Annotated in this window: 19 protein-coding genes; 10 read left to right on the top strand and 9 right to left on the bottom strand. The window is 55.5% G+C overall.

All coding sequences use genetic code 11. The annotated features are described in order from the left end of the window. Positions 1-36: 36 nt before the first annotated feature. Together mdoH and KUO20_RS02365 are read right to left on the bottom strand one after the other, a co-directional pair. Positions 37-2,544 carry a glucans biosynthesis glucosyltransferase MdoH gene (gene mdoH / locus KUO20_RS02370; protein ID WP_235041315.1) on the bottom strand — a complete coding sequence of 836 codons (2,508 nt, stop codon included), beginning with the start codon at positions 2,542-2,544 and terminating at the stop codon, positions 37-39. Beyond that, entirely contained in the window at positions 2,537-4,120 is a 1,584-nt protein-coding gene (locus tag KUO20_RS02365; protein WP_235041314.1) for a glucan biosynthesis protein G, read from the bottom strand. Before KUO20_RS02365 ends, mdoH begins: the two co-directional genes overlap by 8 nt. Before the next feature lie 347 nt (positions 4,121-4,467). Here KUO20_RS02365 and KUO20_RS02360 point away from each other — a divergent pair, with 347 nt between their 5' ends. From KUO20_RS02360 to zigA, 4 genes are all read left to right on the top strand, one after another. Further along, positions 4,468-5,100 (top strand): class I SAM-dependent methyltransferase, encoded by a 633-nt coding sequence (locus KUO20_RS02360; protein ID WP_235041313.1) that lies wholly within the window; start codon positions 4,468-4,470, stop codon positions 5,098-5,100. 95 nt (positions 5,101-5,195) lie between these two features. Beyond that, entirely contained in the window at positions 5,196-6,590 is a 1,395-nt protein-coding gene (locus KUO20_RS02355; RefSeq protein WP_235041312.1) for a PepSY-associated TM helix domain-containing protein, read from the top strand. A gap of 3 nt (positions 6,591-6,593) precedes the next feature. Beyond that, positions 6,594-6,869, top strand: a complete 276-nt coding sequence (locus tag KUO20_RS02350) for a TIGR03643 family protein (RefSeq protein WP_235041311.1) — start codon at positions 6,594-6,596, stop codon at positions 6,867-6,869. A gap of 114 nt (positions 6,870-6,983) precedes the next feature. Beyond that, positions 6,984-8,210: a zinc metallochaperone GTPase ZigA gene (gene zigA, locus KUO20_RS02345; RefSeq protein WP_235041310.1), complete on the top strand. Its 1,227-nt coding sequence runs from the start codon at positions 6,984-6,986 to the stop codon at positions 8,208-8,210. A 70-nt stretch (positions 8,211-8,280) separates the two neighbouring features. On the opposite strand, the gene KUO20_RS02340 is transcribed toward zigA, so the two are convergent. The 6 genes from KUO20_RS02340 to KUO20_RS02315 all read right to left on the bottom strand — a co-directional run bounded on the left by KUO20_RS02340 (position 8,281) and on the right by KUO20_RS02315 (position 13,804). Further along, the gene (locus KUO20_RS02340; RefSeq protein ID WP_235041309.1) at positions 8,281-8,622 is read right to left on the bottom strand and encodes a TRAP transporter large permease subunit; all 342 of its coding nucleotides are present in this window, start codon (positions 8,620-8,622) and stop codon (positions 8,281-8,283) included. A 141-nt stretch (positions 8,623-8,763) separates the two neighbouring features. Further along, positions 8,764-10,764, bottom strand: coding sequence for a RecQ family ATP-dependent DNA helicase (locus KUO20_RS02335; RefSeq protein ID WP_235041308.1), 2,001 nt, complete (start codon positions 10,762-10,764; stop codon positions 8,764-8,766). Between the two features lie 116 nt (positions 10,765-10,880). Then, entirely contained in the window at positions 10,881-11,789 is a 909-nt protein-coding gene (locus tag KUO20_RS02330) for an MBL fold metallo-hydrolase (protein ID WP_235041307.1), read from the bottom strand. A 175-nt stretch (positions 11,790-11,964) separates the two neighbouring features. Next, positions 11,965-12,183 carry a DUF1653 domain-containing protein gene (locus tag KUO20_RS02325; protein WP_235041306.1) on the bottom strand — a complete coding sequence of 73 codons (219 nt, stop codon included), beginning with the start codon at positions 12,181-12,183 and terminating at the stop codon, positions 11,965-11,967. After that, positions 12,180-13,019, bottom strand: coding sequence for a tRNA cyclic N6-threonylcarbamoyladenosine(37) synthase TcdA (tcdA, locus tag KUO20_RS02320; RefSeq protein ID WP_235041305.1), 840 nt, complete (start codon positions 13,017-13,019; stop codon positions 12,180-12,182). Before tcdA ends, KUO20_RS02325 begins: the two co-directional genes overlap by 4 nt. Before the next feature lie 11 nt (positions 13,020-13,030). Continuing rightward, positions 13,031-13,804, bottom strand: coding sequence for a pseudouridine synthase (locus tag KUO20_RS02315; protein WP_235041304.1), 774 nt, complete (start codon positions 13,802-13,804; stop codon positions 13,031-13,033). Between the two features lie 379 nt (positions 13,805-14,183). Here KUO20_RS02315 and sodC point away from each other — a divergent pair, with 379 nt between their 5' ends. From sodC to KUO20_RS02285, 6 genes are all read left to right on the top strand, one after another. Further along, on the top strand, positions 14,184-14,720 hold the full coding sequence (sodC, locus tag KUO20_RS02310; RefSeq protein ID WP_235041303.1) for a superoxide dismutase [Cu-Zn] SodC: 537 nt from the start codon (positions 14,184-14,186) through the stop codon (positions 14,718-14,720). Between the two features lie 215 nt (positions 14,721-14,935). Beyond that, positions 14,936-16,405 carry a carbon starvation CstA family protein gene (locus tag KUO20_RS02305; RefSeq protein ID WP_235041302.1) on the top strand — a complete coding sequence of 490 codons (1,470 nt, stop codon included), beginning with the start codon at positions 14,936-14,938 and terminating at the stop codon, positions 16,403-16,405. A 198-nt stretch (positions 16,406-16,603) separates the two neighbouring features. Beyond that, positions 16,604-17,452 carry an ATP-binding cassette domain-containing protein gene (locus KUO20_RS02300; RefSeq protein ID WP_235041301.1) on the top strand — a complete coding sequence of 283 codons (849 nt, stop codon included), beginning with the start codon at positions 16,604-16,606 and terminating at the stop codon, positions 17,450-17,452. Continuing rightward, the gene (locus KUO20_RS02295; RefSeq protein WP_235041300.1) at positions 17,453-18,328 is read left to right on the top strand and encodes an ABC transporter ATP-binding protein; all 876 of its coding nucleotides are present in this window, start codon (positions 17,453-17,455) and stop codon (positions 18,326-18,328) included. It abuts the gene before it with no gap. A 130-nt stretch (positions 18,329-18,458) separates the two neighbouring features. Then, positions 18,459-19,973: an ABC transporter substrate-binding protein gene (locus tag KUO20_RS02290; protein ID WP_235041299.1), complete on the top strand. Its 1,515-nt coding sequence runs from the start codon at positions 18,459-18,461 to the stop codon at positions 19,971-19,973. 13 nt (positions 19,974-19,986) lie between these two features. Further along, positions 19,987-21,750, top strand: a complete 1,764-nt coding sequence (locus KUO20_RS02285; RefSeq protein WP_235041298.1) for an ABC transporter permease subunit — start codon at positions 19,987-19,989, stop codon at positions 21,748-21,750. A gap of 196 nt (positions 21,751-21,946) precedes the next feature. On the opposite strand, the gene KUO20_RS02280 is transcribed toward KUO20_RS02285, so the two are convergent. Beyond that, complete coding sequence (locus KUO20_RS02280) at positions 21,947-22,894, bottom strand: 2-hydroxyacid dehydrogenase (protein WP_235041297.1); 948 nt, start codon at positions 22,892-22,894, stop codon at positions 21,947-21,949. Positions 22,895-22,913 lie beyond the last annotated feature (19 nt).

Below are 22,913 nucleotides of genomic sequence, written 5' to 3'. Positions count from 1 at the left end.
GCCTTTCAGCCAGCTTGATTAGACGTTATAAAACGCTTATTTAAATGTAGGTAGATGTTTGGATTCGCGCCCTGGCAGGCCATCGCCAAACCAACGTTGATGCGCGTTGCTATCGTCCCACACGTGATAGTGCAACTGCGACATCATCACCGGGTCGTCGAGAAAGTCTAAACGCTCCAACTGGCTCATTGCCGCAGGCCCCATCTTAACTGCGCGTGAAACCCGCTCGTCTCGACGCCTACGCACGGGCTCGGCATCTGAATGCCGTGAGGCGCCAAGCGCAGTGGCCAGCGCATTGGGGACGGGGTCCACCACCACCTGGGCAAATGACGGTGCCGCCATTCCTGTGTTCATCTGGGCAAGCAAGTTCACCATTCGCCGCAGCACGCGCGGCGGCTGCGTCTCTTCGGGAATCCGGAACAGCCGCTTTTGAAAGCTAAGGCGCCCTAACGTGACACGGCTCGATAGTACCGATACCGGAATAGACAGCATCAGGGAAACCACGATGGGCGATAGCCACCAAAGAAACGTCGGTTCCAGCACGTAAACGCCCGCTGCCCACACGGCGCCTATCAGCGTCTGGCTCCAATGATTGCGTATCCCATCGCCCCAGGTGGTATCGCTATTTTCGCGTGAGGGTGAGCGCCACTGCACCTCCCAGCCCATCAAGGATGCCAGCACGAAGCGGGTGTGAAACAGCATTCTTACCGGCGCTAGCAGCATCGAAAAAAGCGACTCAAGCACCATGCTGGCCAACACTTTGAGCGGCCCACCAAATTGGCGGCTACCGTTGATCCACACCAGCAGTACGCTAAGAAACTTAGGCAAGAACAGCAGTAGCGCGGTCACACCAAACAGCCCCACGGCTAAGGTTGGATCCCACTGCGGCCACACGGGAAACAGCATTCCCGGCTCTGGGAAGTAGTTGGGCGTGCCAAAGATATGCACGGCTAACAGCGCGGTAGACAGCACTAAGAACAAGCACCATAGCGGCGCTGAAAGATAAGACATTAAGCCCGTCAGGAACACGGCGCGGTGTACGGGATGAATACCTTTCGAGAAAAACAGCCGAAAGTTCATCAAATTGCCGTGGCACCAGCGTCTGTCCCGATTGAGCTCGTCGAGTAAGTTAGGCGGCATCTCTTCATAGCTGCCTTCTAACCGGTAGGCAATCCACACCCCCCAGCCGGCGCCCCGCATCAATGCCGCCTCAACGAAGTCATGGGATAAAATCTCGCCCGACATCGACCCCTTGCCAGGCAGCGGTGCGAGCATGCAATGGCGCATAAAAGGGGCTAAGCGAATGATTGCATTGTGCCCCCAGTAATGCGATTCACCAAGCTGCCAAAAGTGCAGCCCCGCAGTAAACAGCGGCCCGTAAACGCGTGTTGCAAACTGCTGCATGCGCGCATACAAATTGAGGCGTCCAGAGGCCCGTGGCGCGGTTTGAATAATGCCCGCTTTGGAATGCACCTCCATCATTTGCACTAAGCGAGTCAGGCATTTGCCGCTCATCACGCTGTCCGCATCCAGCACCAGCATATAGCGGTAAAGCGCACCCCAGCGGCGACAAAAATCGTCAAGATTGCCGCTTTTGCGTTTTACACGGCGCTGTCGGCGGCGGTAAAAAACCTGCCCGAAGGCCTCAAGATCCCGGCACATCGACAGCCAAGCGTAGCTTTCCTGAATAGCAATATCGGCATCAAAGGTATCGCTAAGAATAAAGATATCAAAATGCTGATCATTACCGGTGCTGCGTAGCGATTCCAACGTGGCGCGCACGCCGGCGAATACCCGAGCAACATCCTCATTACAAATGGGCACCAGCAGCGCTGTGCGCGCGTCAGCATGAATCGGCTCGTCGCCTACCTCGCTATCAATGGCGTAACGGTCATTGCCGCGCAGTAGCTGGAAGAACCCCATCAGCGCCGTCCAAAACCCTGCAGATACCCAGGCAAACAGCAGCACAAACAGTGACAGAATCGTTATTTCAAGCCACTGCTGCCCCTGGGAGGGAAGCACGGTACGCATCTGATTGGCCGCGATAATGCTTTGGCCGAAAATCAGCACTAGCAAAACCCAGCGGCGCCTGGAGGCCACCCCTCTCCAGGACGCGGGAGAATGATATTCTCTTTTGCGCCGGCGGCTCCAACCGCGGTTAGCCCAGTTTTTCAGGCGCCGACCGGTATTCACAATAGGATTGGTCGACCACTGCTGCGGCGCCAGCGGCGTTCGCTTGATGGGAAGCGACGTGCGCAACCTTGTAATGCCTGACGCGTCGGTTGAAAGCACCTCGGGGGGCGCTAGCGGCGGCTCTGCATAGGCCAGCGCCAGGCGCCGGCCAACAGATGACGCGGCCGGATCACTGTCGTCACTATATTCATCGCTGTGCCCGCCTAACGTAGCATGCAACGACGCCATGTCGTGTTGATCAAGATCACTGACTAATAGCTTGCGCCGCTCATCGCGATCCTGCGTCTCGAGCGCCAGCCGCTCAAGGTAACGATTAGTCGGCGCTGGCGTCGAAGCCTTCATATCAGCCATTCGCAGGCAGCCTATAGTACCAAGTCTCGGAGATCGGCTTACCGTCGCGCATTAACTGCGCCCTGATATCTAACGGCTGGCTGGTATTCTCACGTTTGACGTTGACAAACACGCGCCAGCCATTGGTAGCCGGGTTAGGGACAACGCGGCTAGACGCTAAGCTGCCATTATCCCCCACGCTTGCCTGAACGCTTATGTTGGCATTGCTGCCAATACCGTCAAGCGCGGGCCCAACAAAGTCGAGCACGAACGAAAGCGTGCCATCGGCCTCACGGACCAGGTTATCCCTCACCACCTCGCCACGCGAGCGTCTGGTTTCATCCACCCAAGCAAGCTGCGGATCCACATGACGCTCTTCATCGACGGTAGTCGTCATGCGGTAATCGAAGGCCAGCGGTGTACCCGGCTCATGCTCCCCGTCAGGCAACCACATCGATACAATATTGTCGTTGGTTTCGTTGTCCGTAGGAATTTGAATCAGCTCAACACTCCCGGGCCCCCAATCATTTAGCGGCTCAATCCAAGCACTCGGGCGTTGGTCATAACGTGCATCAAGATCCTGATAGTCGCTAAAGTTGTGGCCGCGCTGCATCAGCCCATAGCCGCCTAACTCAGGCGTTTCTTGTCGATTCATCATCAGTCTGGCCGGATTCACCAGCGGGCGCCAGGTCCAGCCATTCTGCTCATCGTTAATGAGTAAACCATTAGAATCATGGATGGCGGGCACATAGTTAAGCGTCGGTGAAGGCTGCTCAGGGCCGTAAAGATACATGCTCGTTAGCGGTGCTATGCCCAGCTTTTCGACAGCGCGGCGCAAATAAAGGCGCGACTGCACATCGACCAAGGTGTCGTCACCGGGGCGCAGCACAAAGCGATAGGCACCGGTCACACTCGGCGAATCGAGCAGCGCAAAAATAGTTAAATATTGGCTTTCCTGGCTAGGTTCGACAACCCACATTTCTTTAAACCGTGGAAACTCTTCACCCGATGGCAGCCCTGTATCAACGGCAAGGCCACGTCCCGAAATGCCGTAAACCTGCCCTCTACCTACGGCGCGGAAATAGCTTGCCCCCAGAAACACCATGACTTCATCTTTGCGATCAGCATCGTTAATCGCATAGTTAATTCTCAAGCCGGCGATACCCAGATCATCGCTATTTTTAACGCCGTCAGGGATATTCAAATCACCGTAAGTAAAATCGTCAGGGTTGTAAGCAAAATTATGAACGTCACCCTGCGAATCAATACTGTTTAACTGGATCGCACTGCCGTAATGCATTCCCTCATGGAAAAAGCTAAGCGTAAACGGCGAACCAGTACCGCTCCAAACATCACGGTCTCGCTTATACTGGATTTGCGCGTATTCCGCATAGCTAAGTTCTCGCAGCTCATTCGGCATGGCCGTTTCTGGCGCGCTGTAACCCTGCTGAGCCAGTTCCTCGGCTCGCCTGGCAACATCATCAAAACCGAAGGCGAAAGCTTGAAGAGGAATGCTGCCAATCAGCAGCCCGCCTAAAACGGCGACAGAGCAAAAGCCTTTGCGGCTTAAGATGTTTCGTGAGGTAAATCCACTCATTTAGCGTATTGCTCCCGGACAATCCTTTGACTAAGTTCAAGTTCGCTTATGTGCCGAATCGACATATCATCATGCTCATTCGATCAGCCGAATGCGCCGTATTCAAGCACGGCGTAGGAATCAGTCGCCAGCAGCTTAGTCAGCTACCCTATCCGATATCCTTGTAAGAGAACATTATAGACCGGTTACGGGCTATGTGGTTCTTAAAGCTTCGGGCCGTAGCGACAGTAACGATAAAACAGTAACCATAAAACAATGCATTGGGGTTCTTCGCAAACGCTTAGCACTGCTGCCTGACGTGGTGTACAACAGAGAGTACGCAAAACGGCTCGCTTGGAGTATCTCTCATGTTCAATACTACCGCATGGAACCGCCTACGCTATACCGCCTACGCTCCCTTTTATGACGCCGTCGCTAATCGCGCATTTCGTAAACCGCGGCGCATTGCGCTTGGCCAGGTGGACTGGGAGCCAGGCATGCGTGTGCTGATGGTCGGTGCGGGGACGGGATTGGACCTGCCTTTTCTGCCGCATGATATTGAGCTGCACGCCACCGACCTGGCGCCCGCTATGGTGAAGCGCACAGCCAAGCGCGCTGAAACGCTGCGCCGCGACGTTGAATGTCGCGTTATGGACGCTGAGTCGATCGGCTATCCCGATGAACACTTTGACGTCGTAATCATGCACCTGATCATTGCGGTGATGCCTAACCCGCAGCAAGGGCTTAGCGAAGTACACCGCGTGTTAAAAGCAGGTGGCCAGCTATGCGTGATGGACAAATTCCAACCGGACAGCCAGCCTTCGGGAGCGGGCCGGCGCTTGCTGAACCAACTGACATCGGCGATTGCCACTGACATAACCCGCCAAGCGCAGCCGCTACTCACGGCGGCAGGTTTTTCCATACGCCATGACGAACCGGTGCTGATGAACGGCGTATTTCGCGCTCTGCTCGCAACCAAGCTTGCGCACTCTACGACTTAATTATGCGTCCTTTAACCGCAGCCTGCTGACTAGTGATCGCTAACGATACTGTTTAATCTGAGCAGCTATTTAGTCGATTAAGCTCGGATTAAAACATGACACAACGCCCATCTGTCCGCACTGGCAAACTACTGTTTGCGCTACTTAGTCGTCTGCACTTATATATTGCGCTCTTCGTTGGGCCGTTTATTCTCATCGCCGCGCTATCCGGGATTGCTTATCTGCTGAGCCCGCCACTCGAAGAGTGGCTTTATCACGACACGCTCTATGGCGTCAGCCAAGGCGAGCCTCAGCCGCTGGCCGCCCAGATTGATACGGTCCAACGCCACTTAGGTCATTCGACACTGCCAAGCGCCGTGCGCCCCGCACCACAGCTCGGCGATACTACTCGGCTGATGTTTAACGCGCCTGACCTTGGCCCCTCGGAACATCGTGCGATCTTTGTTGACCCTATTTCGCTGGCCGTCACGGGTGACACAACGGTTTACGGCACCAGCGGCATTTTACCGTTACGCACCGCTATTGATCACTTTCATCGCCAGCTATTAATGGGCGATGTTGGCCGTCTTTACAGTGAGCTGGCCGCCTCGTGGCTTTGGCTGGCCGCGCTAGGGGGCATCCTGCTGTGGGCCTGGCAGCGCCGCTCGCTAAAAACGCTTTCCGGGCGCCAGACAACGCGGCGTCGCCATGCAATGCTAGGGCTGATCCTGTCGCTAGGATTACTCTTTTTTTCGGCAACCGGGCTTACCTGGTCCCAGTGGGCGGGCGGCAATATTTCGGAGCTGCGCAATGCCTGGGGCTGGAGCACACCCAGTGCCTCAACGGCGCTAATTGGCACCGACAGCCAGCCACACGATGAGCACGCAGAGCATCACGGCCATGTAGCCCCCGTTACCACCAGCGTACAGCTGCTGCCCGAGGATTTTGACCGCGCGCTGAATGCCGCTCGGGCAGCCGGCTTAACGGCCGACCGTATTCAGCTCTATCCGCCGACAAATGAAAACCAGGCGTGGCGGGTAGCAGAAATTGATCGACGCTGGCCGACACAAGTCGACCAAGTCGCACTGCATCCACGCAGCATGGCCGTGACCGATCAAACGGATTTCGCCACCTTCCCCTTAGCCGCCAAGCTCACTCGCTGGGGCGTTGATCTGCATATGGGGGTACTGTTTGGAATCGCCAATCAGCTAGTGCTAGCGCTAATCGCCGCGGGGCTGGTCACGCTGATAGGACTGGGTTATGTAACGGCATGGCGGCGAATGCGCGCAGCGAGTGGCCAGCGCTTTCCCACCATAGCCGAACCCTGGCTCATGCTACCGCTCACTGCCAAGCTCAGCGTGAGCTTAGTCGCTATCGCTCTAGGCTTAGCGCTGCCGGTGTTAGGGGTAAGTCTGGCGGTTTTTATCGTGATTGATGCGCTGCGCTGGTATTTTAAAAAGCGTTACACTGCTCGCAATAAACATGCCCACCATTCAAATATACCGAGGTGATCAATGCCCAAAGCTCCCGTTAAACGCTTTCGCCGCTTACCCGATGACGAGCAGTCGCGCGTGATTGAAATGGCTTGGGAAGACAGAACGCCGTTTGAAGCGATCGAGACGCTGTTTGGCCTTGCCGAACCCGATGTGATTGAAGTAATGCGCCACCAGCTAAAACCCGCCTCGTTTCGCCTGTGGCGTAAGCGCGTCACTGGCCGCGCCACCAAGCACATCGCGTTGCGCTCGCCGGATGTATTGCGAGGCTACTGTCCGACGCAATATAAGCACTGAGAACGCTTAACAAATACACACCTAACTCAGGCGCCTTCAAAACAGGCCTTTCCCTAGATATCTCTTTATTGTTATATTATCACATAACACAAACCGTTTAGAGATGACCTAGCAATGACCGCACTCTCCCTCTTACCCGTCACCGTGCTCTCCGGCTTTCTGGGCGCCGGTAAAACCACCGTACTGAACCATATTTTGGCTAACCGTGAAGGCCGCCGCGTGGCGGTGATCGTCAACGATATGAGCGAGGTGAATATCGATGCGGCGCTGGTGCGCGGCGGCCCGGGTGAATCAACGCTGGATGGCGACGTTGCCTTGAACCGCTCTGAAGAGCGCTTGGTGGAGATGAGCAATGGCTGCATTTGCTGCACCCTTCGTGAAGATCTTCTTGAAGAGGTCAGCCAACTGGCAAAGGAAGGCAGGTTTGATTACTTGGTCATCGAATCCACCGGTGTTTCCGAGCCGCTGCCCGTGGCGGAAACCTTTACCTTTGAAGATGAAAGCGGCCAGAGCCTTTCCCACGTTGCGCGGCTGGATACGCTGGTCACAGTAGTGGATGGTGCTAATTTTCTTGAGCAGTATCGCGAAGCGCAAAGCCTGGCTGATGCCGGCGAAAGCCTGGGCGAAGACGACGATCGCAACGTCGCGGATCTGCTGGTCGATCAAATCGAGTTCTGCGATGTACTGCTGATCAGCAAGACCGATCTGATTAGCGATCGAGAGCTGCAAGCCTTAAAGGCCATACTGCGTTCGTTAAACCCTGATGCCGAGTTGGTGCCCATCACCCAAGGTGGGGTACCGCTAGATAAAGTGCTCAACACCGGAAAATTCAACTTTGAACGTGCTCAATTAGCACCCGGTTGGCTAAAAGAAATGCGCGGCGAGCACGTGCCAGAAACCGAAGAATACGGAATTGGCAGCTTTGCCTATCACGCTCGCCGCCCTTTCCATCCTCAGAAATTCCACGACCTGCTCAACCAAGAGTGGTTCGGCAAAGGGCTGTTACGCTCGAAAGGCTTTTTCTGGCTCGCCACCCGCCCTCAGGCCGCCGGTCAGTGGAGCCAGGCGGGCGGCATCGCTCACCACGGCCCCGCCGGCATGTTTTGGAAAGCCATACCGGAAGCCAGCTGGCCGGAAGATCCTGAGACGCGACACTTCATTATGGAGAAATGGCAGGAGCCGTTTGGCGATATGCGCCAGGAGCTGGTGTTTATCGGCCAGAATCTGGATCAAACCCAAATGCGTGAAGCGCTGGATGCCTGCCTGCTAAGCGAGGCAGAACTGCTGGAAGGCATGGCGGCATGGAAGCAGCTGCCCGACCCTTTTCCCGCCTGGGAGTAAGTCACTGCGGTGAGGTACGCATAAAAAAAGAGAGGCCGATGCCTCTCTTTTTGCATTAACAGTAACGCCGTTACTGCAGCATGCTGGGCAACCAGGTCGCCAGGCTGGGGAACACAATCAGCAAGGCCACTAGCAGCATCGAACACAGGATGTAAGGGATAGCGGCCGAGTAAATTTCACTCATGGTCGTGCCGGGAGGCGCTACCCCTTTCATAACAAACAGCAGCAGTCCTAAAGGCGGCGTTGAGAAGCTGATTTCCAGTGCCAGCAAGACAATAATCCCGAACCATACCAGATCAAATCCTAACGCCTGTGCTAATGGAAAGAAGATCGGCACGGTGAGCATCATTATGGAAATCTGCTCCATAAACGTGCCCAGCACCAAGAGCACTGCAACGTCACCGAGCTTCATTCTCGCCGCCAATACGCACTTTTAGCACACACTCGGAGTAAGCGACTCCCCCGACGTAATGGCGGAGGATAGAATGGCTTCGAGGCAGACCCCGCCATTGTCGAGCTGCTCGCCCAACAATCCGGCCCCACCATCGAGTGGCTAGCCGACCAGCCTCTGCTCTGCCCACTGACGCACATCAGGATAACCACGCTGCTCAAAGACCGCGAAGCCGTTAAGACTTCGCGCTTTGAGCGGTGTAAAAATCGGCATTGTTAATCCGCACAGAAAGTGCGCCAGCCGATGTGCATTCGGCGGCTGGCCGAACTGATCAGTGTGGCGTTCAATGAAGGGCGCGGCGTAGCGCGTGAAGTCGTTATTCGAAAGCGCAGGCTGCGGCGGTGAGTCCGGCAGGCGTACAGGGTTGCCGTAGCACGCCGAACAGTGCCCGCAGCGATCCTGCCCAGCAAAGGTGCTGTCTCCAAAGGTGCTGTCTCCAAAATGCTCGGCCAGCCGCCGGGTTAAGCAGCTTTCCGATTCAAATAGCGCCAGCATTGAATGCAGCCGCTCAATCTCCGCGCGCTCCCTCGTTAGGCATTCTTCATAAAGCTGGTTGGTCAATGTTTCAATCGCGATTTCTGGCTGGCAAATCTCATACACGTCGGTCATCCGCTTGCCTTCCAGCGTCAGCCAACCTTTGTCCTGAAAATACTCAAGGGCCGTAATGACCCGTGCGCGAGAGGCGTCAATCTGCTGTGCCTGCCCCGCGCTGTGCAGGCGTTCAAAATCGACCGTGCCCCATGTCCGCGCCACAGGAACATTGTCGATGATAAGCCGCACAAAAGCCGCTCGTTCGTCTTCAAAACGGCTAGCCAGAGCATCCGGCTCACTGTGGTAGCAGAGCCGATATTCGGCTAAGAAGGCAAAGCGCGGCGCAATAATGCCGTGCATTTCTAGCCGCACCAACAGCGTTTTCAGCGGCAACAAGCGGATATTGGTATCGCGAGACAGCGTGTTAAGCAGCACTTCCCACTGACGATCTGGCGCGTTTCCAGCCGCCACAATCTCTTCAAGCAAACGGTAGATACCGGCATATTCAGGGGTATCACCGTAAACGAAGTTTTCTAGCACCCGCAGGCCATCGCGTCCGGCCATGGTCAGACAGGTGGAAGGCTGGCCGTCGCGGCCCGCTCGGCCAATCTCTTGGCTGTAGTTTTCAATCGATTTGGGTAAGTCAAAGTGCACCACGTTGCGAATATTGCCCTTATCGATCCCCATACCAAAAGCAATCGTGGCGACGATACAGGGCGATTCGCCGCCCATAAACTGGCGCTGAATCTCATCGCGACGCTGTGAATCCAGTCCTGCATGATAGGCCTGCGCAGCAATTCCCTGCGCCGCCAGCGCTTTCGCCACGCGCTCGGCGGTATGCTGAAGGGTGACGTAAATAATCGTCGGCGCTTCGCTGCCCGGCTGCATCTGTGGCTTCAGCCAGTCAATCAACTGCTGCTCGCGGTCTTGCAGGGCGGGCGCCACCAGCAGCTCAAGATTAGGGCGATAAAAGCCGGTGGTAACGACGTTGTCTGGCGCGATGGCGAACTTCTCGCGCATATCGGCAATCACCGCGGGCGTCGCGGTAGCGGTCAGCAGCAGCACCTGGGGAATGGCAAAGTCGCGCTGATAGTCCGGCAGCTTAAGGTAGTCGGGGCGGAAATTGTGCCCCCACTCAGACAAGCAGTGAGCTTCATCAACCACTAACAGCGAGATCTGAACCTGGCGCAAAAAGTGCCGAAAGCGCTCATTTTTAAGCCGCTCTACTGAGACCATCAGAATTTTTAACTCACCGCTTTTAGCGCGCTCCATTATCTCGCGCGCAGTCTCGCGGTCTTGAGTGGAGTCAATGCTGGCCGCTGCCACGCCGTGGCGCGTTAGAAACGCCAACTGATCCTGCATGAGCGCCAGCAGCGGCGATACCACCAGGGTTAAGTGCGGCAAATGCAGCGCCGGCAGCTGATAGCAAAGCGACTTGCCCGCACCGGTGGCGAAAATGGCCGCGGTAGAGTGCCCCTCCAATACGCGTGACACCACCGCCTGCTGGCCGCCTCGAAAGTCGTCAAACCCAAATACGGCTTTCAGCGTTTGCTGGGGAGAAGTTGAAGTCATGCATCTTCCTAAAGTGGAGTGACGTCTTGGAGTAACACGCTACCGGGTTCAAGACGTTTTCACCAACGAAAGACACGCTCCTAAAAATAATAAGTGCTCTTGCAGTGGCGCTAACGCTAGCCCCACTTCGCGCCATCTAGGGCATCTAGAGGGATTTTGAGATAGCGCTTGCCGTTGGCCTCAGGCTTCGGCAAACGACCACCCAGGGTATTCACCTGCAGCGCGTGCAGAATCAGCTTAGGCATTGGCAGCTCACTATCGCGCTTATGACGTAGAGCAATGTAGTCGTCGGCGCTTTTGCCCACTAGGTGTGGGTTATCCGCGCGCTGCTCCGCGACACTGCTTTCCCATTCAGGGTCGCGCTCGCCCGGCATATAGTCGTGGCCGGTGAAAAGGCGCGTTTTACTGTGCAGTGCAAGAATTTGCTGGATAGAGTCCCACAACGACTTTGCATCGCCGCCAGGAAAGTCAGCCCGCGCGGTACCGAAATCGGGCTGAAACAGAGTGTCGTGGACAAACGCGGTGTCGCCAATCACGTAGGTAATCGACGCCAGCGTATGGCCAGGAGAATACAGCACTTTGGCGCTTAGCTCGCCAATTTGAAACGTGTCGCCCTCGGCAAACAGCGTGTCCCACTGCCGGCCATCGGCAGGCATTTCAGGCCAGTGATAGATGTCCTTCCACAGCGCCTGCACGCTGGTGATGTGCTGGCCAATGGCCGTCGGCGCGCCGGTTTTGTGTTTTAAATACTGCGCGGCAGAAAAGTGGTCGGCGTGAGGGTGAGTATCTAAAATCCATGCGACCGTGAGTCGCTGCTCTTCTATATAGGCTAACAACGCGTCAGCACAGAAAGTCGCTGTCGCGCCAGATTTTTCATCAAAATCCAATACCGGATCAATAATCGCGCACTGCCGGGTGGCCGGGTCGCTAACGATGTACTGCACGCTAAAGGTACGGGAATCAAAAAAACCCGCCACATCGGGTGTGCCTGCACCTGTGTTTTGAGAAAGTGCAAAGGTCTTCATGCTTGTCTCCTAAATGCGTGTACCGCTGCGCGGTGAAACATAACAGTCGCGCGAAAATAATTGTTATAAACATATCTAATTATGGAATATATACAATAGCGCGCATAAAAATGCCGCCAAACTGTAACCAGATGGCGACGTCAAATGACGGCGTTACTGAACAATTAGCGGCTGGCTAGAACGCTTTCTCCAGCGCAAAGCGCGGCTGCGTGCGGCCTTCTTTAGTGACTGTTTCAGTGAACATCTCAAGCGGGCGCACCCACAGGCCGTAGTCGCCGTAAAGAGCGCGGTAAACCACCTGCCACTCTTCACTTTCGCTGTGCTGGGCGGTGCCGAGCACTTCGTAAAGGCTGCCTTTGTAATGACGGTAGATGCCGGGAACGGGAGCGGTCATGGTGATTCCTTATGGGCGGCATGGGCTTTTTTAGCGAGCCGTTCGAGCACTTTTGAGGCGGCGACAAAGCCAAAGGTGCCGGTTAAAAAGGTGGCGGCGCCGAAGCCTGACGCGCAGTCTAAGCGCGTAGCTTCGCCACTGCCGGGCTTTTGCAGGCACACTTCACCGTCGCCGCTGGGATACACCAGCTGTTCGTCGGAGTAGACGCACTCTACCGAGAAGCGCCGCTTGGGGTTGCGGGAGAAACCGTAGTCACGGCGCAGTCGTGAGCGCACTTTAGATAGCAGCGGGTCGTGCTCGGTGCGAGTAAGGTCAGCAACCTGGATGCGCGTCGGGTCGGTTTGCCCGCCGGCGGCGCCGGTCACGGTAATCGGAATTTTGCGGCGTTTGCACCAGGCAATGAGCGCGGCCTTGGCGATCACGCTGTCGATGGCGTCTACCACATGGTCGACGTCATCAGGGATACGCTCGGCCAGATTGGTAGGTGTTACAAAAGCGCTGTCGGCAACGATCTCGATCTCAGGAGCAATCAGGCGGCACCGGCTTGCCAGCACCTCCACTTTAGGCTGGCCTATAGTGCCATCTAGCGCGTGCAGCTGGCGGTTAACGTTAGAGACGCAAACGTCGTCCAGGTCGATCAACGTCAGCTTGCCAATCCCCGAACGCGCCAGCGCCTCAACGGCCCAGCTTCCCACCCCGCCGACACCCACCACCACCACGTGAGCATGACGAAACACGTCAACAGCGCGCTGACCGTAAAGGCGACGAATTCCGCCAAAGCGAGCGTCGTAGTCGGCAGAGGCTGGCGGATTAGCAGCTGAAATCGCGGAGGACATAGCGGGATCACTCATAGCGCTTGGAGGGCTGAAAGCGGTGTGTGAGGTGGCGTACGCACACTATCCAACGGTAAGTGTCCGGCCCAGCCAAGATGATTAAACAGCGTGATCATGGTGTCGTCCACGGCACAGCTTAACTGTACGCGTTTATCTAACATCGGATGATCGAAGGCTAAATAAGTAGCGGCCAGTAGTAAGCGCGGCGCGCCCAGCTGCTCGGCAAAAAAACGGTTGTGGACACTTTTGCCATGTTTGGCATCGCCAATAATGGGATAGCCTCGTCGAGAAAGATGGCGACGAATTTGATGGCGACGCCCGGTCAGCGGCCGCGCTTCCACCAGCGAGTAACGCGCCACCGAATAGCGGTCGACCTGAACAGGCAGTTCGACGCTATCCAAGCGGCGAATATCGGTCATCGCAGGCATTGCGGGCATTTCCGCCTTAGGCCGCGTGCCGTCCTCTTCCCGTAGCGGATAGTCTAAACGCTCGCTTTCAGGGGCGTTGCCACGCACTACGGCGAGGTAGCGTTTCTCGACCTGGCGCTCGCTAAAGGCCTCGCTGAGCAGCCCCGCCACTGCTGATGAAAGCGCAAATACGATCACGCCAGAGGTAGGCCGATCCAACCGGTGAACGGGATATACCCGCTTACCAAGCTGATCGCGCAACCGCTGGAGCAGGAATTCTGTTTCGCCACGCGCTAGCGCCGAGCGGTGCACTAAAAGCCCCGATGGCTTATGCATCGCAACGAGATACTCATCCTGATAGAGGATAGTGAGTGGCGTCATAACGCTCCCCGGTAAAAGCTAGCGACAAAAACGGTCTAGAACGGTTATCTAAAAACTATTTACAAAAACTATTTATAAAAGCTGCTTATAAAAGCTGTTTATAAAAACTGTTTTTGTAAATAGGGCGCCATTGTCGCGGCTTGGCTGCGAGATGTCATCCGCTTGATACGATAATCCTTTTAGATGGCGTTTATGACGAAATGCTCTTCTGTGGCATGGTTGGCTAGCTGAGCACAGGCTAAGCCATCGGCTGGAAGACATCAGGTAACGGCCCTGAGTAGCGCTTTACATCGTTCGTTGGCATAGTGGTGTTGTGGCAGCTACCTTAAATAGGCAACGCTGCCACAGCGTTTCCATGGATTAGGAAGGAGAAATCACTATGCGCTTTACAGCTTCCCTTACCGGCATTGCCGCCTCATTACTGCTCGCCAGTGCTGCGGCGCAGGCAAACGACACCCTTGATGTTGAAATGCATAAAGTCAGCGTTGATGGTGTTGAAGAGTCGATTGGCACCGTTTCACTGGAAAGCACGGAGCACGGTTTATTGCTCACCCCGTCACTCACGGATATGGAGCCCGGTGTTTACGGCTTCCACGTTCACCAGAACGCCAGCTGCGATCCTGCCGAGAATGACGACGGCGAAATGACCGCGGCGCAAGCCGCAGGCGGCCACTATGATCCGGAAGAAACGGATACCCACCTTGGCCCCTACGGCGAAGGCCATTTGGGTGACCTGCCGGTGCTAACGGTTAATGAAGACGGCGAAGCCAATCTTCCCGTGTTGGCACCGCGCCTTAGCATGGAAGATATGCCGGGCCGTAGCATCATGATCCACGCAGGCGGCGATACCTATAAGGATGAGCCCCATCTTGGCGGTGGCGGCGCTCGCATGGCCTGTGGTGTCGTTGAGTCTTAAGACAAGCATTCACTTCAGCATCAAAAACGGGCAGCCAGTGGCTGCCCGTTTTATTGAAGGTTTATCGAAAATTAACAACTAAAGTCTAGCTGTGATCTACGGGCCTTATCTGTACATTCATCTCGGTTTAAAAGTAACCGCTGGTGTACAGGTAGCATGCTAGTAAGCGTCTTGCCGACTCCGGCTAATCCCTCTAACTACTCTAGGTACCTTAGATGATCACCTTTATTGTATCGATCCTGCTGCTAATAGCGGGCTACTTTACCTACGGGAAGTTCGTTGAGCGCGTGTTCGTTACCGACCGCAAGCGACGCACACCAGCATTCGCCATGCGTGATGACATCGACTATGTGCCGATGAACACTACGCGTAACTCACTTATTCAATTATTAAATATTGCCGGCGTGGGACCTATTTTTGGCCCTATTCTTGGCGCGCTTTACGGCCCGGTTGCCTTTGTATGGATTGTGGTCGGCTGCATCTTTGCCGGCGCTGTGCACGATTACCTAACCGGCATGATTTCAATCCGTAACCACGGTGCTCATTTACCTCAACTAGCGGGCAAATTTCTCGGTAAAGCGATGAAGCACGTCGTTAATGCCTTCGCCATTTTGCTACTACTGCTGGTCGGCACGGTCTTTGTCACCTCTCCCGCTGCGCTGCTAGCGAATATGACCTCGCTGTCGATGACGTTAATTATCGTCGCCATCTTTATTTACTATTTGGTCGCGACACTACTGCCGATCGATAAAATCATCGGCCGTATTTACCCTTACTTTGGTGCGCTACTGCTGTTCAGTGCGGCCGGTATCGGCATTGGCTTGATTGTCACCGGCGCGCCCATTCCCGAACTGTCTTTCGAAAATATGCACCCTGAAGCAGCCCCTATCTTCCCGCTGCTGTTTTTAACGATCTCCTGTGGCGCACTTTCCGGCTTTCATGCCACTCAAACACCGATCATTTCGCGCACCACGCAAAACGAAACCAATGGACGCAAAATCTTCTACGGCATGATGATCACAGAAGGTGTGATCGCGATGATTTGGGCCGCCGCTGCTATGAGCCTGTTCTACGGCGACCAAACGCTGTCTGACGTACTTGCCGCCGGTGGCCCTGCTGCCGTGGTTAGCGAAGTTTCTACCACCATGCTCGGCGCTGTAGGCGGCACGCTGGCTATACTCGGCGTTATTGTGCTGCCGATCACCTCTGGTGACACCGCTTTTCGCAGCGCGCGGATGATTATCGCCGACTACGTTAAAGTCGACCAAAAGCCGATGGTTAAGCGCATTATGGTGGCTCTTCCACTGTTTGTTGTGTCCTATGCATTAACGCACATGGACTTCACGCTGCTGTGGCGCTACTTCTCCTGGGCAAACCAAACCACCGCGGTTATTGCCCTGTGGGTAGGTACCATGTACTTGGTACTGTCGCGTAAGCCTCATTTGATCACATCGATTCCAGCCACCTTTATGACCATGGCGACCTTCACCTACCTAGCCTACGCGCCGATTGGCTTTGGTCTGCCGCTGAACACCAGCTACTTTGTGGCGGCGCTAGGAACACTGCTTTGCATTGCGTTATTTATGAAGCGCGTTCGTCGCCTAAGCCGCACAACCTTTAGCGTTGATGAACCGGCAGAAAATTTTGTTACGGGTGAGGAAAGTTTCGCCACCGTCTCAAAATAATTGACCATAATCAGGTGACTAACGCCGCCTAGTAACCATAAAGCGCTGATCTGTTCAGCGCTTTTTTTATACCTGTTGATTGACCAGCCAACGCCTCCGCCTACTTCTTTGCATTGAAACTAATATTGCTGCATCCCACAAAAACGTTATATCATAACTATTAATAGCAATTGAATAGCTCAGCAAGAGATAGTGTCAATGTGCAGCGCCCCTGTATTATCAGTGCGTGATCTTCATATTCAAATTGACGGTCAGCAGGTCGTCGATGGGCTCTCCTTCGATGTCATGCCCGGCGAACGCGTCTGCCTGTTAGGTGCATCAGGGTCGGGTAAATCATTTACGGCAAAAGCAGTCCTGGGGCTTTTACCGGCTAATGCACAGGTATCAGGCAGCATTCGCATTCAAGGCCAAGAAGCCATTGCAATACCCGCCGCACGGCGACGTGCTGAAACGCGCGTTTCGATGGTGTTTCAGGACTCCCTTTCAGCGCTTAACCCTCTGGTTTCAATTGGATTCCAGTTACGCGAGCCTTTTTCACGCCATCATGGCCTGCCGCGCAAAACCGCGACCCAAGCGGCCGTGAAGCTGTTAGCAGCTATGGGTTTGCCAGACCCGCAGCGGTTAATAAAACGCACCCCAGCGGAGCTTTCCGGCGGCCAGCGCCAGCGGGTCTGTATTGCCCTGGCTATGGCGTGCAAAACATCGTTAATGGTCGCCGATGAGCCTACCACCGCACTGGATGTGGTCACCCAAGCGCAGGTACTGCGCGTCTTACGCGACCATACCGGCGACTCAGGCACCGCCATGCTATTTATTACCCACGACCTCCATGCGGCCTCACAGCTTTGCCAACGTGCGGTGATTATTGAGCGTGGCGCAATGATCGAAAGCGGCGACTTAGAGGCTCTAATTACTGCTCCGCAGCATTCCTTCACTCAGGAGTTAGTCACCGCCGCACATAGCGTGCAACCCTCCGAGTTGCCCAACGCCGACATCTTGGCATCTGTAGATTTTTTAGCCTCGAATGACCTTTTAAAGAGCGCCTAGATGCCAAGCCCGCTATCACTTAATAAAAGAGCTAACTTGAACGGCAGAGAAGCGTTTATCTCGGCTCGCGGACTAACTAAACACATTTCACTGCCCCGCGACGTTTTTTGGCGAAGAGGTGAGCGTAAGCAGGTCATGAACAATATCGACCTCACGCTTTATCCTGGCGAGCGGGTGGGGCTAGTGGGTTTATCCGGCTCGGGAAAAACGACTCTGCTGCGCGCGCTATTGGCTATTGAAGCGCCTGATGCCGGCTCAATAACCTGCCAGCATAGAACGGTGCGCCCCGGCTCTGCGGCTCAGCTCAGGTGGTACCGCCAGGCAGTGCAGTATATTCCCCAAGACCCTGTCTCATCGCTTGACCCGCGGATGAGTGTTCGCGCCCTGGTAGCCGAGCCGCTCATCCGGCTGCGTGTCGACTGCAACCCAGAAGCGCGCGCCCGGGAAGCACTGGAACAGGTTGGGCTAGATGCGAAGTTTTTGGACCGCCAACCCCATGAACTTTCCGGTGGCCAAGCCCAACGGGTCGCCATAGCTCGGGCGATTGCTACCCGCCCACGTTTTTTGCTGGCCGATGAACCGCTTAGTGGCCTTGATCTACCGGTTCGCGCGCAGGTTATTAGCGTGCTGAAAAAGCTATGCGATGAAAGTGGCACGGGGCTGCTGATGGTGTCTCACGATTTAGCGGTGGTCACAAAACTTTGCCAGCGCACGCTGGTGATGGATGACGGCAATATTGTTGAAGATCGTCCAACGGCAGCGCTGTGGAGCACCCCCCGCCATGCGGTCACGCTGTCACTAATTAATGCCGTGTCACAGCTGCCTACCTGCGCGTTTCCAAACTGCAATGCAGCAGAGGTAGAGGCATTGTTGTAAATCTTCCACGACTTTTTTGATTAACCCCTTTGGCTCCATGCAGTGTTAAAGCATTTGCACCAAATAAGGTGTTGTCATCGCTTATCCCCCTTCTCTCACTATTTTCCACCTACTGTTAGGATTCATTACGATGCTACGCCGCTCGCTTCGCCTGTCTTTGCCCGCTGCCCTTGCCGCTCCTCTTTTGCTTACCGGTTGTTTTGATGAGCAGCGCGATACCTCCTCCACTGAATCAGGTGAGCGCATTAGCGTGGCGATGTTACAGCCGCCGCGTTCAGGATTAACGCCACTTTCCGACGATGCTTTTAAGCTATCCCGTTGGAGCATGGCGGAAACGCTGATTCGCCTGGACGCCAACAGCGATCCCCAATCTTTTCTAGCCACCGAATGGGAACAGCTGGACGCCAACACTTGGCGCTTTGTGATTCGCGACGGTGTAATGTTTCATGATGGCAGCGAGCTAACCGCGCAAGACGTCGTCAATTCTCTCACCGCCGCTACTCAGGCCGCTCCTAAGCCGAGGATTTTAGACGGTGTGAGCATGACCGTTGAAGCCGATGGTGATAAGGCGGTGATCGTACGCACAGAAAGAGAAGATCCGCTGATCCCCAACCGTCTTTCCAGCCCGCAGCTGGCGATTCTCGCCGCTAGCGCCTACGGCGAAGATGGCCGGATTAACCCTATCGAAGCAGGCACCGGCCCCTTTGTACTGAAAGAGATCAACGGCACCACCAGCGCTCGGCTAGACCGCTTTGACGACTACTGGGGCGAGCCAGCCGCAGTGGCCGGTATTGATGCCGACTACGTGCCGGATGGCACTGCCCGTGCGGCAGCGTTGAGAACGGGTGCGGCCGATGTGGTGGAAGCCATCCCGGTATCTCAGGTCGCCCTGCTCGACCCTGAGTTAGTCCACGAAGTGCCCATGCCGCGCACCAATACGCTGTACCTGAATACCGAATCAGGCCCCATGACCGACCCTGCTCTGCGAGCCGCCGTGCGTGAAGCAGTTAACCGCTCCACTATCGTGAATACCGTTTACGAAGGTCGCGCGGATATCGCTGAAGGACTACTTGGCCCGGCGCTAGCGTGGGCAAGCGATTACCGCACGCCAATTGGGCAACGCACCGAGCCTACCGAGCCAAATGGTACGGAGATTACGCTAGCGACCTTTACTGATCGCGCGGAGCTTCCCGAAGTCGCCGTGCTGCTTGAGCAACAGCTCACCCGTGCAGGCTTCACCGTTAACCAGGAAGTGCGTGAGTACGCGCATATTGAAGCGGATGCGTTAGCGGGCCAGTTTGACGCCTTTATCCTCTCGCGTGCCACCGTCCTCGACTCCGGCGACCCGGTTGCCTATATGTTTAGCGACTTTGCTTGCGCAGGCTCATTCAATATCGCCCAGCTATGCGATCCTGCCGTGGACGAGGCGCTAGCCACAGCCGCCGTACTGCCCACGGGTGACGCGCGCCGTCAGGCAATCATCGAAGCTGAAGCGGCCATTTTACGCACCGATGCAGCCATCCCGATGCTCCATGAGCGTGTCATTCAGGGCGAATCAGCACGTGTTTCCAACGCGGAGCGTGACCCCCGCGAGCGAGTGCTGATCACTGAAAAAACGTCCATCGACGCCGATAGTGAGTATTAAGGGTACCCTGCGCATGACAACTGCAACATCGCTGCGTCTTTGGCGCAGCTTGCACATAGCGCCTTTTATTCCACTGCTCTCTCGGCTGATGACATTAGCAAGCGTGATCGTGCTAGTCGGGCTACTGCCATGGTTATCCGGCAGGGATCCAGCACTGAGCATCTTGCGGGCACGCTCAGCCGAACAGGAAGCTACGCCCGAGGTACTCGCCGCCATTCGAGCCCAGCTGGGGCTGGACGTTGGCCCCTTCGAAAAGCTGCAGAGCTGGCTGATGGGGCTTCTGCATGGCGATGCAGGGAACTCCTGGATTTCTGGCGCGCCAGTGCTGCCGGGCATGCTGAAAAGCGCCCAGGTTTCTCTCATGCTTATGTCGTTCGGCATGCTGGTGGCAGTGGTTACTGCGACGCTGATTTGTGTGCCCGTGATTCGCCGCGGCTTAAATGGCCAAGTCAGCCGCTCATCTGGGGCCATTGGCGCAACGCTGACAGCGCTCCCCGAGTTTCTACTTGCCTCAGTACTGCTGGTGATATTTGCCGCCTGGCTAAACTGGTTGCCACCTTATGGGTGGCGCGGTTTCAGCTACGCCATACTGCCTGCCCTCGCCCTGGGTATTCCGGCAGGTGGCCTATTGGGACATTTGTTTAGCGACGGCCTTTCGGCCACCTTTACAGAACGCTGGGTGGCTACCTGGAATGTGGCTGGTTTTTCCCGCATCCGGATTACCCTGGCAGCCCTGCGCCGCACCCTGCCAAGCTTAATGCCCCAGGTGGGTATGGTGATGGTAGGTCTTACGGGCGGTGCTATTGCCGTAGAGCAGGTGTTCTCGATTCCAGGCCTTGGTCGAGCAACCCTTGGTGCGGCATCGGCCCAGGACATGCCCGCCCTGCAAACCGGCATTCTTATTCTGCTGATTATTGCCATTGTGCTTGGCAGTCTGGCCAATATTGGCCGCGCGCTTCTACTAGGCCGCGCCTTCAGGCTTGGAGCATTGCCGGTGGCGCATAGCGAGCAGAGCATTCAGCGCCGGGCGTGGATCGTTCCCACCATCGCTATTTTGCTCCTGTTCATACTGGTGGCGACGGGGATTACTCGCGATCCGTTTAACTCCAATTTTATGCGTTTGGAGCCGCCAAGCTTGGCTCTACCGCTAGGTGCCGACGGCACGGGCCGTGATATTTTGGCGCGGGTGGCCCACGGGGCACTGTCTACCATGGGTATGGCCACGGTAGTGGTATTCTTTTCACTTGGGCTGGGTCTGCTAATTGGTCTAGCTCCCAAGCTGGCAACCGGCCCCATTGAGATCACCAAGGCAACGCCCCCCACCATTGCAGGACTTATCGTCGCAGGCCTGATGGGGCCAAGCGCCAGCGGCGCTATTATTGCGGTGACTGCCGTGGCCTGGGCACCACTTGCTGCGCACACGGCGGCGCTGGTGGCCGAAGTCAAAGCCCAGCCCCATGTGCGCATTACGCCGATGTTAGGAGTAGGCCATTTTCGTCTGATGAGCCGCTACATTCTGCCGGCAGTGTTTGGCCCAGTGTTTCGCCATTCCATGCTGCGCTTACCGGGGGTCGCGCTAGCTCTAGCAGCCCTAGGCTTTCTTGGCCTTGGGCCGCGCCCGCCTTCGCCAGAGTGGGGGCTGATACTCGCCGAGGGCATGCCCTACATCGAGCGCGCACCCTGGGCAGTCCTCATTCCCGCGTTAGCGCTGATTTTACTATCGGTACTGGCAGTGTCGATTTCCAGCATTGTGGGCGTCAGGAAAGTATCACGTTGACTATATGGAGCAACCATCAGTGGAATTAGCCTGTAATCCCGTCTTGCTTCTAGCACGGTTTATATAGCGATTTAAATTACGGTAAATAGCAGGCTATTCGATACACAACAGACGCCTCCTGCATCCTATAACTAGACCTCTTTCTGCGGTCTACTCCGCTGTTGCTGTTGGGAGACAATTAGCGCAATTTTGTATATCAATTAACAGGCGTTATTAGCTCGTTACCTTCGGTGAAGGCAAGAATATTAGCGTACTGCAAATCCCCCATGGATTCACGCGTATTAATAGTACCCGAACCTTGATGGGGCTGAAGCAAGACATTTTCTTGATCGCACAACCGCGGATCCACATGCGGCTCAGTTGCAAAGACATCAAGCGCAGCGCCCGCTAAAAATCCGCCTTGCAGACGCTGAATTAGCGCATCCTCATCAATCACTGTGCCTCTGGAAACATTGATCACGACGGCATCGCTAGGTAATGCACTGAGTACCTCAGCCGATACGAAATGGCGAGTTTCATCTCCACCCACTACCGTTACAAACAGAACATCCACCGAGCGTGCTAGATCGATGGCATCGGCATGATAAACCCAATCAGAGGGTACTTGTTTGGCCTGACGTGATTGGTAATGCACGGTGGCTTTGAACGCTACCATGCGGTCAGCAATTTCCTTACCTATCCGCCCCATTCCTAATATTCCAACACGCAGACCGCTGGTATGTGCATTCAGCGGAAATGAGCCAATACGCGCCCAGTCTCCGCTACGAACCCAGCGATCACCAGCAATAAGGCGACGTTTGAGGGCTAAATACATCCCGACGGCCAAGTCAGCGACATCATCATTTAACACGTTGGGCGTATTAGTCACCGTGATACCGCGGCTCGTAGCCGCGTCGATATCGATATCGTCATAACCCACACCAAAGTTGGCAATCAGGCGCAAGCTGGGAAGCGCATCCATTTCAGCAGCACCAAAAGGGGAGTGACCATGACAGGCAACTGCTGCACAGGCCCTCCGCTCGTCGCTAGCGAGACTCGTCAACTGCTGCGGAGTATCAACAGAGCACGTGATAAAACGACTTTCTAGCCGTTCACGCTGTTGGGGAGAATAAGCACCTACTAGGATTATATTAGATCGGGGCATATATACAGTTTCATCCTTA

It is taken from the genome of Vreelandella profundi (assembly GCF_019722725.1).
GTDB lineage: Bacteria > Pseudomonadota > Gammaproteobacteria > Pseudomonadales > Halomonadaceae > Vreelandella > Vreelandella profundi.
Note: the sequence above shows the minus strand (reverse complement) of the source record. Positions and strands in the feature narration are given on the sequence as shown.